Annotated in this window: 13 protein-coding genes; 3 read left to right on the forward strand and 10 right to left on the reverse strand. The window is 37.8% G+C overall.

Annotated elements, in window-relative coordinates:
• Positions 1 to 63: 63 nt before the first annotated feature.
• The 4 genes from efeB to OC533_RS06605 form a co-directional block, all read right to left on the reverse strand.
• Positions 64 to 1,329 (reverse strand): iron uptake transporter deferrochelatase/peroxidase subunit, encoded by a 1,266-nt coding sequence (efeB, locus tag OC533_RS06590; RefSeq protein ID WP_194323160.1) that lies wholly within the window; start codon positions 1,327 to 1,329, stop codon positions 64 to 66.
• Between the two features lie 17 nt (positions 1,330 to 1,346).
• Entirely contained in the window at positions 1,347 to 2,507 is a 1,161-nt protein-coding gene (gene efeO, locus OC533_RS06595) for an iron uptake system protein EfeO (RefSeq protein WP_010990373.1), read from the reverse strand.
• Entirely contained in the window at positions 2,504 to 3,988 is a 1,485-nt protein-coding gene (locus OC533_RS06600) for an FTR1 family protein (protein WP_194323159.1), read from the reverse strand. Before OC533_RS06600 ends, efeO begins: the two co-directional genes overlap by 4 nt.
• A gap of 126 nt (positions 3,989 to 4,114) precedes the next feature.
• Positions 4,115 to 5,062 (reverse strand): helix-turn-helix transcriptional regulator, encoded by a 948-nt coding sequence (locus OC533_RS06605; RefSeq protein ID WP_160464299.1) that lies wholly within the window; start codon positions 5,060 to 5,062, stop codon positions 4,115 to 4,117.
• A gap of 98 nt (positions 5,063 to 5,160) precedes the next feature.
• Here OC533_RS06605 and OC533_RS06610 point away from each other — a divergent pair, with 98 nt between their 5' ends.
• From OC533_RS06610 to tatC, 3 genes are all read left to right on the forward strand, one after another.
• On the forward strand, positions 5,161 to 5,790 hold the full coding sequence (locus OC533_RS06610) for a peptidase E (protein WP_185311313.1): 630 nt from the start codon (positions 5,161 to 5,163) through the stop codon (positions 5,788 to 5,790).
• A gap of 73 nt (positions 5,791 to 5,863) precedes the next feature.
• Positions 5,864 to 6,043 (forward strand): Sec-independent protein translocase subunit TatA, encoded by a 180-nt coding sequence (gene tatA, locus OC533_RS06615; protein WP_003760298.1) that lies wholly within the window; start codon positions 5,864 to 5,866, stop codon positions 6,041 to 6,043.
• Positions 6,040 to 6,783, forward strand: a complete 744-nt coding sequence (gene tatC, locus OC533_RS06620) for a twin-arginine translocase subunit TatC (protein WP_185505406.1) — start codon at positions 6,040 to 6,042, stop codon at positions 6,781 to 6,783. The genes tatA and tatC overlap by 4 nt, the downstream gene beginning before the upstream one ends.
• 31 nt (positions 6,784 to 6,814) lie before the next feature.
• On the opposite strand, the gene OC533_RS06625 is transcribed toward tatC, so the two are convergent.
• The 6 genes from OC533_RS06625 to OC533_RS06650 form a co-directional block, all read right to left on the reverse strand.
• Positions 6,815 to 7,585, reverse strand: a complete 771-nt coding sequence (locus OC533_RS06625) for a DeoR/GlpR family DNA-binding transcription regulator (protein ID WP_010990368.1) — start codon at positions 7,583 to 7,585, stop codon at positions 6,815 to 6,817.
• Between the two features lie 56 nt (positions 7,586 to 7,641).
• Positions 7,642 to 8,502 (reverse strand): ketose-bisphosphate aldolase, encoded by an 861-nt coding sequence (locus tag OC533_RS06630; protein ID WP_010990367.1) that lies wholly within the window; start codon positions 8,500 to 8,502, stop codon positions 7,642 to 7,644.
• A complete protein-coding gene (locus OC533_RS06635) occupies positions 8,502 to 9,896 on the reverse strand; it encodes a PTS fructose transporter subunit IIC (protein WP_160464302.1) in 1,395 nt (464 codons plus the stop codon). Before OC533_RS06635 ends, OC533_RS06630 begins: the two co-directional genes overlap by 1 nt.
• Before the next feature lie 13 nt (positions 9,897 to 9,909).
• Positions 9,910 to 10,356, reverse strand: coding sequence for a PTS sugar transporter subunit IIA (locus OC533_RS06640; protein WP_045554010.1), 447 nt, complete (start codon positions 10,354 to 10,356; stop codon positions 9,910 to 9,912).
• A 196-nt stretch (positions 10,357 to 10,552) separates the two neighbouring features.
• On the reverse strand, positions 10,553 to 11,569 hold the full coding sequence (locus OC533_RS06645; protein WP_003760289.1) for an oxidoreductase: 1,017 nt from the start codon (positions 11,567 to 11,569) through the stop codon (positions 10,553 to 10,555).
• 165 nt (positions 11,570 to 11,734) lie between these two features.
• Positions 11,735 to 13,255: a flavocytochrome c gene (locus tag OC533_RS06650; protein ID WP_033533463.1), complete on the reverse strand. Its 1,521-nt coding sequence runs from the start codon at positions 13,253 to 13,255 to the stop codon at positions 11,735 to 11,737.
• Between the last annotated feature and the right edge of the window lie 175 nt (positions 13,256 to 13,430).

Genomic DNA, 13,430 nt, shown 5'->3' on the forward strand with positions numbered 1-13,430 from the left:
CTCCTTCTAATCACTGACTTACCTTCATTATACAAAAAAAGTCTAAGGCTCACGAACCTTAGACTACAGTAGTTTTTCTCCAAAAATTTCTCCCGGAGCAAGTCCGCCTTGGCAAGCAAACATCGCGCTTCCAATTGGGACAGTATATTCGTTTAATTTATCCATTTTTCCCATGATACTTAGCATTGGCAGAAATTGTTTGGACGGATTTTGGGTGAAGCAGATGAATAGCAATCCAGCATCAATCGTTCCCGTGCTTTTATCAATACCGTTTGTGTACGAATACGCGCGACGGTGCATTTGTTGCTTCGTGTCTTTGGCTAGGCGCACGTGTGAATCAGCTGGCAGTTTGCTTGGGTCGACTTTATCGTGTTCATGTTTTTTATGATACGGTGCACCAGATGCTTTTTTCCGACCAAAAGTGTCTTCTTGATCAAGTAGGGAGGAACGATCCCAGATTTCGATGAGCATTTGGATTTTGCGGTAGCCAAGATAGCTGCCGTTTCGCATCCATTCTGGTTCGTCATTTTCTGCCCAAACGACATCTTTGTAGCCTTTGTTTGAGTCATGATCAACGTTTGCTGTTCCATCTTTAAAGCCAAATAGATTGCGTGGCGTCTCGTTTTTTGGCGCACTGAGGAAACCTTCTTCAATCCAGCGAACTACAGCAACACCGCTCGCTAAACGAATAAAATTACGAATTCCGTGGAAAGCGACTTGCTGATCATCAGCGCACACTTGGATACAAAGATCACCATCAGAATAAGCTTCATCCAAACTATCATGCGCCATATGTGGAATTTTTTCTAAATACTTCGGCTTTTTCTCCCTTACACCAAATCGGTCTTTGCCATCTTTTTCAAAAAAAGTCGGACCATAACCTAGTGTCACTGTGAAGTTAGAAATTCCTAACCCATCAGCTTCCCCGGTATCGTTCGGCGGTAACATGTCATTATCCACATCGCGCAGAACCCCGCCACTTGCCGTTAAATCCGCAAATTTTGTCCATTTTCCAAATAAATCTTTCAAAATTTGACGTGAATCAGTTTGAATATCAAAACTGGCGATGTAACAATAGGTTTGTTGCGCAGTGATAATTCCCGCTTGATTTGTCGCATAAAACGGTACACCTGTTTCTGCTTTTTCTTTCGGAATGAGCGCCTTATCCACATGATCCACCACATTTAAAATCGTGCCAAGACCAGTTGCCCCAACGGCAATACCGGTCCCAGCTACAGCAGAAAGTTTTAGCATTTCACGCCGAGTCATTCCTTTGTTTTCCTTGGCTTCTGTCTTTTCCGTCTGATTATCGCTCTTCTTATCTGTCATCGTTTTCCTTTCTATGCTTAGAAAATTTTACCTGTTTGTGCCATTAATTCGGAAAGATGGCTCAATTGGTCACTGATTTCACGAATTTGGTCTTTCGTAAGCGTTGTATAGAGTACGAATGAATCACCATTTTTGTAGTTCGCTAATGTGTCTTCCATTTTGTTGAAAGCTGCATCAATTTGGTCAGCTAAGTCTTTATCTTGAGCATTTAAAGCTGGAATAATCGCTTGGTAGACTACTTTTGAACCTTCCACATTCGCATTTAAATCGTCTAAATCCGTGTGAGAGTATGCTTCTTCTTCCCCAGTAATCTTCGTTGTTGCGGCTTCATTCAGTAATTCCATCGCACCTGCGACCATTGGTTTTGGCTCTAATTTCAAGTTTTTCACTTCCGCTTGAAGCGCCTTTGCATCTGTTAAAAGTTTATCCGCGTAAACGTCCATGCCATCAAGTGATTTCTTTTCCCAAAGCGCGCGTTCAATAACGTGGAAACCAGTCCAGTCTGCTTCATTTTCCACATCGTTAATACGTGCATCGATTTTTGGATCTAGGTCGCCAAAGCTTTCTGCAATTGGTTCAATGCGTTCGTAATTCAAGCGTGGCGAAACATAGGTAGCTTTTGCTTTTTCAATATCACCAGATTTCACGGCATTCGTGAAGATTTCAGTTTGTGCAACGAATTCATCTACTTGATCTGTTACATATTTATAATAATTATCTACCGCTTTATCAAGCACTTCGGAAGTTTTTGCTTTTGTTTCTTTGGCTTTTGCAAGTGTATCTAGCGACGCGTCAAGTCCAGTCGCATTGTCATTTAATTTATCAAAATTCGGGCTATCATTTTTTGATTCATAGAAAATTGGTGTTTCATATTTTTCGACATCTGTATATTGTAATGGATACAAGTCACGGACGTTATTTTCAAATTCTAACCAATGTTTATGTAGTTCAGCTGCACTAGATTGAAGCGCGCTCTTGTCTTTGTCCGCAATGGCTTTTTTCACGTCATCCAAGTTTGATTTCATTTCTTTTACTTCTTTTTTGACCGCATTTGCTTGCTTACTTTCTTTTGTTGTTTCCTTTTTTGTTTCTGCCTTATCTTCTGTACCTGTTCCACCGCAACCAACAACTAATACCGCTGTTAAAATAGTCAACATAACAATAATCCATTTTTTCATGATTTTCCCCCTTGTGCGAATTCCTTTTTAGAATCCGCTCTTTTTTTAATTTGTTGTTTTATTAAAATAATTAATCCAAAAATAACGAGTAATACTTGTGGTAAAAAGCTATACCAAGATGGGTAAATACTTAGCGCTGGAATAGATGGCAAGTAATCTTCTACTGATGTTGGAATGACTCCAGCAAGTTGCAAACTGTGAATTCCTGACCCCATAAATTTAAAGCATAAGTAAAACACAATCGCGCTAGAAATCATAAAGAATGGCTTCACAGGGATATGTACGCTATATCGCAACATCACAAAAGCAATAATAAGCAACACACCAAGTCCTGCCAAAATTCCCATTAACAGCTCAAAATTCGACATCCGCCCAACCATGCCAATTAGAAAAACAACCGTTTCTAAACCTTCCCGCAAAATCGCTAAAAATGCTAAAAATGCAAAGGAAATCATTTTTCCATTGGAGAGTGCTTGATTACTTTTTCCTTCCATGTAGTTATTCCAACGAGTAATATCTGAATTTCGATGTAACCAGTAGCTGACATAGAGCATCATAATACTCGCAATCAGCCCAGCCCAACCATTAATTAAATTATTATTATCTCCAAAGGCAAGCGCTGATAACCAAAACGCCACGACCATGCCAAGCGCCAAACTAACCACCAAACCAGCTGCAGTCCCGCCGATAATCCATCTTTTCGCCGCGCGTGTCTTCGTTCTTTTTGTATAAGTAAGAAGTGTCGCGATAATCAAAAGTGCTTCAAGTCCTTCGCGAAATGGGATTAGCGCAGCATCGAACCAAGTGTAAGTCACATCTGCAAAAGGTTTTAACTCCTCCGTCATCCCATCTAGAACATCTGCTGTTTTGGCTTGTTTAGTAGGATCATTAATATACGCATCAAGCAACATTAAATCGCGCTCGGTATTATCGTAAGCTGCTTGCGATTGACTGACCACATCACCTTCCACCGCAAGCCACTCTGTTTTTAAGTCTTGAATTTGGGTTGATGCTTTTGCCCATTCTTTCTCATCTATCAGCTTCTTTGTCGCAGTCAGTTTTGCAATATAGCTTGATAGAGTAATGTTTGTATTGCCTTCGTTATCCGTATATGTACCCTCTTGATAGGTCTTGAGCAAATTATGAAGTGAAGTAATCCCTTCCATCGCTTGCTGTTTATCATTATTTAAAATCCCAAGCGATATTTCCGCAATTTGCCGATCTATCTGGCCGGCCAAGTCATATGATTTTTCTTTAACAACTTGTTTATTTTCTGACCACCATAATTTATCTTCTTGAAAAGCTTCCTTCGCTTTAGGATAATCAAGGGCTTCCACTGCCGTTTCAGTTTGCTCTAATGCTTTGACCGGTTTATCAATATTCGGTTTTTCTGCAGCAAAGGTTTCACTAAAATTGATAGTCAAAACCACTGCTAAAACGCTTAATAGCACCATAAATCGGCCTAGAAGCTTTTGCCCCATACACAACCCACCTCTCTCTAATTGAAAATGATTATCATTATCATATTCTCCATGTTCAAAAAAGTCAATAAATTTTTTCATGTTTTCATCCAAATAAAAAAACTCCGATAATGGAATCGAAGTTTTTTATAACGATAATTTTAAAAAGTGATTTTGCAAGGAACCAAGCTCATTTAGTAGCATTTCCCGTAATGAATCTGGCTGAATGGCTATTATTTTATCGCCATAACCTAGTAAATAATTAATAATAAATCGTTCTTCTCCTTTATTATAATAGCCACGAATAAAATTTTTTCCTTGCTCTTGTCGAAGCTTCATTGATGGATAATTTTCTTTAAAAAATAAATCAACACCATTTGAAGCAATTTCCACTTCAAAATTAGTTGCATCTTCTTTCTTATAAAAATTTTCGGCTGCTCTTTTAAAATCCACTAATTTTTTGGCTTCAAAAGCATCACTTTCTTTTAGCCCAAGAATTCTGTCACAGCGAAATACCTGCATCCGTTTATCCTTAAAGTTATAGCTCGTCACATACCATTGCCCGTACGCCGAAGATATATTATAAAATTGAACAATATACGTTTTTTCAGTCCCATTTTTATCATAATTAATCTGACACACTTTCTCTTCCATCGTAAATTGCAAAATAATATCTAGAAATTCACATTGATTATTATGCTTTATATAGCCGAGACTAAATACTTCCTCCGTTTTTCGAAGCATTTCGATTTTTTCAGCTGAAAGACAACGTTCAAATTTCGTTTTTAATTTTTCCACACTTAAATGAAAAGGTGTCGTTTCATAAGCCTTTAACGTAAGCATCGAAAAATAAAGCGCAAAAACCTCATCGATATTAAAGACAATCGGTGAAAGTAGCCTGTTACGAAGCACCTGATAATGACCATTTCGTCCCCGTTCCGAATATATCGGCATCCCTATTTCTTCCAAAGACTTTATGTCTCGGATAGCAGTACTACGAGAAACGCCATATTTTGCCATTATCTCGCTTAATTGAAACGTATTTTTATCATTTAAAAACAACATCATATCATTTAGTCGTTCTGATTTATTCATCGCTATCTCTTTTCTTTTTTTAATATTAAAAGGTGTCACTATTTGATACCTTTTAATATTATACTATAACTAGAAACCAAACCAAAGGAGCTAGAATGATGAAAAACTTATTTTTAACCTCGTCTTTTAAAGATGTTGTACCCTTATTTAACGAATTTGAAAGCAATCTCCAAGGAAAAACCGTTACTTTTATCCCGACCGCTAGCACAGTCGAAGAAGTAGTTTTTTATGTAGAAGCTGGTAAGAAAGCACTGGAGAAGTTGGGGTTATTCGTCGTAGAACTCGATGTTGCTACAGAAAGTTTAGACCACATTGCTGCGACACTCAGAAAAAATGATTTTATTTATGTTACTGGAGGCAATACCTTCTTTTTGTTACAGGAATTAAAGCGAACTGGGGCAGATAAACTAATTTTAGAAGAAATTGCTGCTGGAAAATTATACATCGGTGAATCAGCCGGAGCAGTTATCACCTCACCTAATATTGCGTACATTCAATCGATGGACAGCCCCAAAAAAGCCGAACAATTAACAAACTACGATGCCTTAAACTTAGTCGATTTCTGCACACTCCCACACTACAACAACATTCCGTTTAAAAAAATAACACAAAAAATAGTTGCTGACTATACTAAAAGTTTAAAAATGCATCCGATTAGCAATCATGAAGCTATTCTCGTTCGCGATGAAGAAGTAATCACTAAACTTGCTACCGGAAAAACAGATTGACATCCAGTAGGTTTCGATTTAGAATTAGTTGATAATGATTATCATTTTCAACTAAAGAATGGAGGAAATCGAAATGATCGGACCAGGAAGTATCGCTTTAATTGTCGGAGCTGCCCTTGTGATTTTCGGACCAAAAAAACTGCCAGAGCTTGGTAGAGCTGCTGGAGACACTCTTCGCGAATTCAAAAATGCGACAAAAGGCATGATGGATGATTCAAAAGAAGAAACTAAAAAAGAAGATTCACGCCCGTGACTGAAGTTTCCATGAGCCTCACTGGACACCTGAAAGAATTGCGAACCAGATTATTAATCATACTTCTATCCTTTTTTCTCGCTTTCTTTGTGGGGCTTTTCGTTTCCAAGCCGTTAATTTTATTTCTCCAAAAAGATGACTTACCAAAAGAAGTGATTTTGCACGTTTTTAAAGTGACGGATGCTTTTCAAATCTATATCGAAATGGCGTTTGTTATCGGACTAGTCTTAGTATTTCCAGTTATTTTATATCAATTATGGGCATTTGTGAAACCGGGTCTACACGTATCCGAACAACGAATTACCCTGCGCTATATTCCGATTACTTTTTTACTTTTTTTATGCGGTGTCGTTTTTTCTTATGTAATTACTTTTCCATTTATTTTAAAATTTATGTTCCAATTCGCGGCTGAACTTGGCGTTGAAACGACGATTGGCCTCGCAACTTATTTTCAATTTTTACTACAAATTGTGCTTTCATTCGGTGTATTATTTGAACTTCCGATGGTAATTATGCTGTTAACGAGGTTGTCACTGATAACACCAAACGGAATGCGGCGCGCACGGAAATATGCTTACTTCTGCTTATTGATTATCGCTGCATTCATCGCTCCACCAGAAATCTTATCGCATTTGATGATTACCATTCCGCTCATAGGGCTGTATGAGATTAGCATTGTTGTGTCTGGTTTTACTGTGCGGCGAATGGATAAGGAAATGAAAATGAAAAAAATGCTTTGAAATCGGATGTGGATTTCAAGGCATTTTTCAATTAATACAAACAAGTAATTTGATGGGTTTTGAACTGTTCCTCTACATCTGAGTCCAGTTTGAAGTCCGTAATTAAATAGTCAATATCATGACATGCTAAGCTTTGGTGCATAAACTTGTGTCCTACTTTTTCTTCTGTAACAAGTAAAACGAGCGAACTTGACTGGCGCCTGAAAGCTTGTTTGATGAGTGCTTCACCTTCATGTGTTTCTGTTGCGCCTTTGTCATAGTCAATCCCGCGGCATGAAACAAAAGCAATATCCGCATTATAAGTTAGGGCATCATTGTATGCTTTTGCGCCGTTTACCGTGTATCGCTTCGTTAAAATCGAGCCTCCTAAAATACTAACTCTTGCATTTGTAAATTCTGATAGCATGGAAGCCGTCATGACGCCGTTTGTAATAATTTGCAGTCCATCAAATTTACTTAAAACGTCGATTAAATGCAGTGATGTTGAACTCGAGTCTAAGAAAATCACCATATCATCGCGAATCAGTGATTTTGCAATATCGGCAATTCTTATTTTACTCGTTTCATTACTTCGCTCATTCATTTTCATTAAATAAGGCAAATCGATTTTTTTATTATCGATAATCATTGCGCCGCCTCTTGTTCGTCTCACAAGCCCTTCTTTTTCCAATTCTACTAAATCCCGTTTAACAGTGGCTTCGCTGTAGTTGACAAGCTCCACTAAATCAATAATCCGCATAAATTGTTCCACTTTTAGCCGGTTAACGATTTTTAGTTGCCGTTCTTTTGCTGTGCTTAACATGTTCCTCCACTCCTTAAAGGGCAAAAGCACTATAACTAGCGCTTCTACCCTTCTTATTAGTATTTATCTGCTTGACCAGTAGTATTTAAAATGTGTAATTTATGTCTTACAACTTCTTTTACTTTTTCATTAGCTGATGGATACACTTGATTTGGTTCATACATCGCAGGATTATCCACTAAAACGCGGCGAACCTCTTCAAAAAACACGCTTTTCAGATCTGAACTAAGGTTTACTTTCCTAACGCCGTACTGTACAGATTCACTGACTTCTTTATCTGGATTTCCTGAACCACCGTGAAGTACAAACGGAATATCCAAGCGTTTATTTAATTCTTTTAAAAGAGGCATATTCAGTTCTGGTTTTTTATCTTTAGGGTATAAACCATGCGCCGTTCCAATCGCTACGGCCAACGTATCAATGCCAGTTCTCTGTACGAAATCTTCTGCTTGGTCAGGATCAGTATATATGATTGTATCCGCCCCGCCTTCTGCTGAACCATTGTTCCCGATTGTTCCAAGTTCCGCTTCAACAGAAACACCGACTTTATGCGCAAGCTCAACCACTTGTTTAGTCAACGCCACGTTCTCTTCATAACTAGCTCTTGAAGCGTCAATCATGACGGAAGTATAGCCATTTCTAATAGCCCGCATCACATCTTTAATTGTTCCACCGTGATCCATATGAATAACGACCGGCACCTTACTTCTATGTGCGTATTCTCTTACTGTTGCAACAAAGTTATCACCGAGGTACTCTATTTCATCCGGATGAATTTCTAAAATTACAGGAGCATTATTTGCCTCCACTTCCTCCATTATCGCCTTTAACATATCAAAACTACAGATATTAAATGCTGGTACCGCAAACTGATGTTCTTTTCCTACTGCTAAAAGATCTTTCATTGTATATAACATTATATCATCTCCTCTTTATTTTTTCGCTTGTTTAATGGGGTTTTTAATAGTCCGACAGAAATTGCTGTCACGACTGTACCTGCTGCAATTGCTAGTAAGTAGATAAATAGATGGTTAATAACGTTTGGAATGAACATTACCCAAATTCCACCGTGAGGCGCCATCGAAGTAACACCTGCTCCCATCGAAATTGCAGCCGCTGTTGCAGAACCTAACATCAAACTCGGGATAACCCGAAGCGGATCAGCAACTGCGAAAGGAATTGCTCCTTCAGTAATATAGGATGCACCTAACACCCAACAAGAATTCCCCGCTGTTTTTTCTTCTTTTGTAAATTTGTTTTTAAATAATAATGTTGCGAGTGCTAATCCAAGTGGTGGAACCATTCCGGCAGCCATACAAGCCGCAATCGGCGCCGTTACACCCGCTGACATTAACCCAATTGAAAAGGTTGAAATAGATTTATTGATTGGACCTCCCATATCGGCTGCCATCATCACACCAATGAGTAGTCCAAATACAACGCCGGATGTCTCACCAAGTCCATTTAACCAACTCGTAAGCGCATTTAAAACCCAAGCGATTGGTGTATCAATAATAAATACCATTGCCAAACCAACAATCGTAATCCCTAAAAGTGGTACAACAATCAATTGATAAATCGAAGCAAGTGATTTAGTGACATTGACTTTATTAGCAAAGAAATGCGCCACGTAACCAGCCAAAATACCACCAATCATACCGCCTAGAAATCCTGATCCACCAACAGTCGCCAGTGTCCCTGCGACAAGTCCGGGCGCAAATCCTGCTCGACCAGCCACAGAAACCGCTATCCCTGCTGCAAGTGCTGGAACCATTAAACCAAACGCAGTATCCCCACCAATTTTAGAAAATGCAGCTGCTAAAGCGTTATACGAATCAGAGTCAGGGTTTGAGGCATCAATCCCAAAAGCAAAACTAATGGCAATTAAAATCCCGCCAGCTATAACAAATGGCAACATATAGTTAACACCATTCATAAAGTGATTATATAAACTTGCTTTTGAAGGTTGTTCAGAGCTTACATCCGAACTTTTCGCCTCTAAATTGATTAACCCTTTGCCTGAAATAGTTTCTTCAATAACCACATCAGCCTCTTTAATCGCTCTGGAAGTGGATACTTTTTTAATTTTCTTTCCAGCGAATCTTGATGTATCTATTTCTTTATCCACTGCCAAAATGACATAATCAGCAGTCGCGATGTCTTCTTTTGTTAAAACATTTTCTACTTTTGCTCCTTGAGTCTCGATTTTCACTTCGTAACCAAGCGCTTCTGCCGTTATAGTTAATTTCTCGGCAGACATATACGTATGAGCAATACCAGTGGGACAAGCAGTAACACCAACTATTTTCATGTGAAACGCCTCCTTAGTTCGATAAAATTGTTATAATTTCAGTTTCGTTTTTGGAATTTTTTAATTTTTCGCGAAATTCTTCGTTCATTAACTTCCTTGACAGCTCACTTAATATTTGCAAATGGACATCTGTGGCTTTTTTCGGAACACCAATAAGAAAACTACATTCAATCGGTGAATCATCTAATCCAAAATAATCAGTAATAATGCCAGAATGAACAAAAACAATCAACGGTTCTTTTACATATTTACTTTTTGCATGAGGGATGCCAAAACCATCTTCAATTCCAGTGGAAGTTTCTTCTTCTCGTTTGTATAAGTCACGTATAAATTTTTTTGGATTTGTTATAGACCCTTCTTCACCTAGTACTTCAGCTGCTTTTTCAAATAATAATTGTTTTGTTTGAATACGATCATCAAAAATAATTCGGTTTTCATTAATTAAATTCGATATATTCATAATGCACATCCTCTCTCAACAAAGTAAGCGCTTCACTTGTTTGATTACACTATATCACGCTGAACGACTTCATTCAATATTATGGGTGTATTATGCAAAAAGTTCATTTTTACGGTTGTTTTGATAGTTTATTTGAACGAAATCAATCATTTTTATCTAAAAAAACGCCCGCAAGATTCCTCTCGCGGACATTTTTTTATTTACAAGCTTCGACGCCTTTTTCCAAAATCTCCATTTGTAGCAAGGTTTCTTCGTCCGTTACTTGTTTAGGTTTTCCATTAATAATCGCTTCGTATAAATCATCGTACACGCGACCATAATCGCCAACTTCGGAAATAACTTTTTCCTCGTGCCAAACTCCTGCATCATCGACATACGTTAGCGTGCCGTAGTGTTCTGGTAAGTCAATCCCAAAGTCCGGATTACTTGGCATATAAAAGAGTTTTAAATGTTCTTCTTGGCGGTCTTTTGTTTCCTTTGTAAACATGCCTTTTTTGCCGTATAGGACAAAACTTGGACGGGCTTTTATGCGGAAGTAGCTTGATTTTACAGAAACTTTTGTTACGCCATAATATAAATCAAGGTCGAAATAATCGTTCATTCGTCCTTCGCCGAGCAGTTGGCGCACATCGTAGTGAATGTCGTCTGGTTTTCCGAAATAAGATAAAACTTGATCAATCGTGTGGCAGCCGTGACCATAAAGATAGCTATCGTAGAATTTAAATTCATGGACGGATTCTGGGATTTCTGGACGGAAATAGTCATAATGCATTTCTACTTCCAATAAATCACCTAATTTTCCGCTTTCAATCACTTTTTGTGCTGTGAGGAAATCGGAATCGAAACGACGATTTTGGTAGCATTGTACTAGTAAACCGCGTTCTTTAGCTAGTTCGAATATTTCTTTAGCTTCGTCGTAAGTCATCATAAATGGTTTTTCAACAAGTACGTTTTTGCCATTTTCCAAGACCATTTTTGCATATTCAAAATGAGAGCTTTGTGTAGTTGAAATGGTAATTAGCTTTATTTCAGGGTCTTTTAATAGCTCATCTAAATCTGTTGTATAATGTACCCCTTCGATTTTGTCCCATGTGGCTGTTTTGGGATTTCGATTATAAATCGTCTTCACTTCAATATTATCGCGCTCTAAAATAAACGGTAAATGGTATCTATTCGTGCTTTTCCCATTTCCGATAAAACCCATTTTCAACATATTATTTCCTCCTTATTAAAGCTTTAAAATTAGTATTAGCTCCTATCCATAGTACTACACTATCGCTTTACTTAGCCAATAAAAAAACTTGCTAAAACGTCTATTTTAAGCGTCTTAGCAAGTTTTTATTTTTAATTAATCACATAACTATTGGTTAAGAAATTTTTACTTCGCTTTTACAAATTCTGCTGATTTATCGCCAGCTTGACGTCCAAAAATAATGATTTCAGCGACAGAGTTCCCACCGATACGGTTTTCCCCGTGTAAGCCACCAGTTACTTCGCCTGCAGCAAATAGACCTGTGATTGGTTTACCGTCTTTATCTAAAACTTCTGTATTTGTATTGATTTTTACGCCACCCATTGTGTAATGAATTCCTGGGCCGATTTTGATTGCGTAGTATGGAGCTTTGGATAAATCATTATCCATTGCAGTTGTTCTACCAAATGCTTCGTCTTTTTTGTTTTTAACGCTTGCATTCCAAGTGTCTAATGTTTTCGTTAGTTCTTCTTTTGGAACATTGATTTTGCTAGCTAATTCATCAATTGTTTTACCTTCTTCAACAAAGCCCATTTCTTCGTATTGCGCGATAGCTTTTACGCGATCTTTTACGCCTGAATCGAATATTAGGTAAGCGGATTTTTCTGGTAATTTATTGATGGAAGCAGTTACGTTATCACGTGTATCTAGTTCGTTTCCAAAACGTTTACCTTCTTGAGAAACTAAAATCGCACCTTCACCGCGGACAGCTTCACCGATAAGGTAAGACTTATCTTGTTGAACTGTTGGGTGAACTTGGATTTGGTCCATATCTACTGTTGTCCCGCCAAGTTTTTCAATCATTTTAATACCGTCGCCAGTACTTCCTTCTTGGTTCGTTGTTACGTAGCCTTTTAAGTCTGGACGTTCTTTTTCAATCATATCTTTATTAGCACCGTAACCACCAGTTGTTACAACTACTGCGTTCGAGCTAATTGTTTTTTCGTCTTTATTGTTTAATTTTACTTTAACACCAGTTACTTTTCCGTCTTTTTGTGTAATTTCTTTTACATCTGCATTAACGAAGACTGGAATTTTTTGTTCTTGCACATTTTTTAGTAAACCGTCTACTAAGTATTTACCAACTGCTGAGCCATCTTCAGGACGGTGGGTACGTTTTTCGCTCATTCCGCCTGTGATAGTTAAGTTGTTTAATTTAATATCCATAGAGTCTAACCAATCAATTGCACTAGCGGAGTTATCTACGAAGAAACGAAGCATTGCTTTATCGTTTGTTCCGTGACCGCCTTTTAATGTTTCTTCATAAAACTTGTCATTGCTATCATTAATTCCTTGTTCTTTTTGGAATTTAGTTTCAGATGCATTCATACCAGAAGAGGCTTTCATTGTGTTTCCGCCTGCAAGTGGCATTTTTTCAAGAATTACTGGGTTCATCCCTTTAGATTTTGCTTCTAGTGCTGCTGACATTCCCGCGCCACCTGCACCAACGATAACAATATCGTATTTATCTTTTAATTCAGATGGGTCTGTATAACTTGTTTTCGACGCCCCTGATGTTACTTCTGTTTTTTCTTTTTCTTTCGTTTTCGCCGAGTCACTTTTACTTGTGTTGTTACTGCCACAACCTGCGATGATTAATGCAAGTGATAGTAGCATGATGAGAGTTGTAGCTAACCTTTTTTTCATTTTTTGTACCTCCACTTTTTTTAAAAATTTTCCTTCTGCCAAACAGTTTGTGATTATATTAACATATTATATCATTAATTGAGATTTCTTTATAGGGTATCTGTAGGATTTCTTGAATTAAGAAAACAAGCAATTTACAGATTTTTTTAAAATGACGAAAATGTTTTTAGTAACC

Source organism: Listeria sp. Marseille-Q6474 (assembly GCF_946902005.1).
GTDB lineage: Bacteria > Bacillota > Bacilli > Lactobacillales > Listeriaceae > Listeria > Listeria innocua.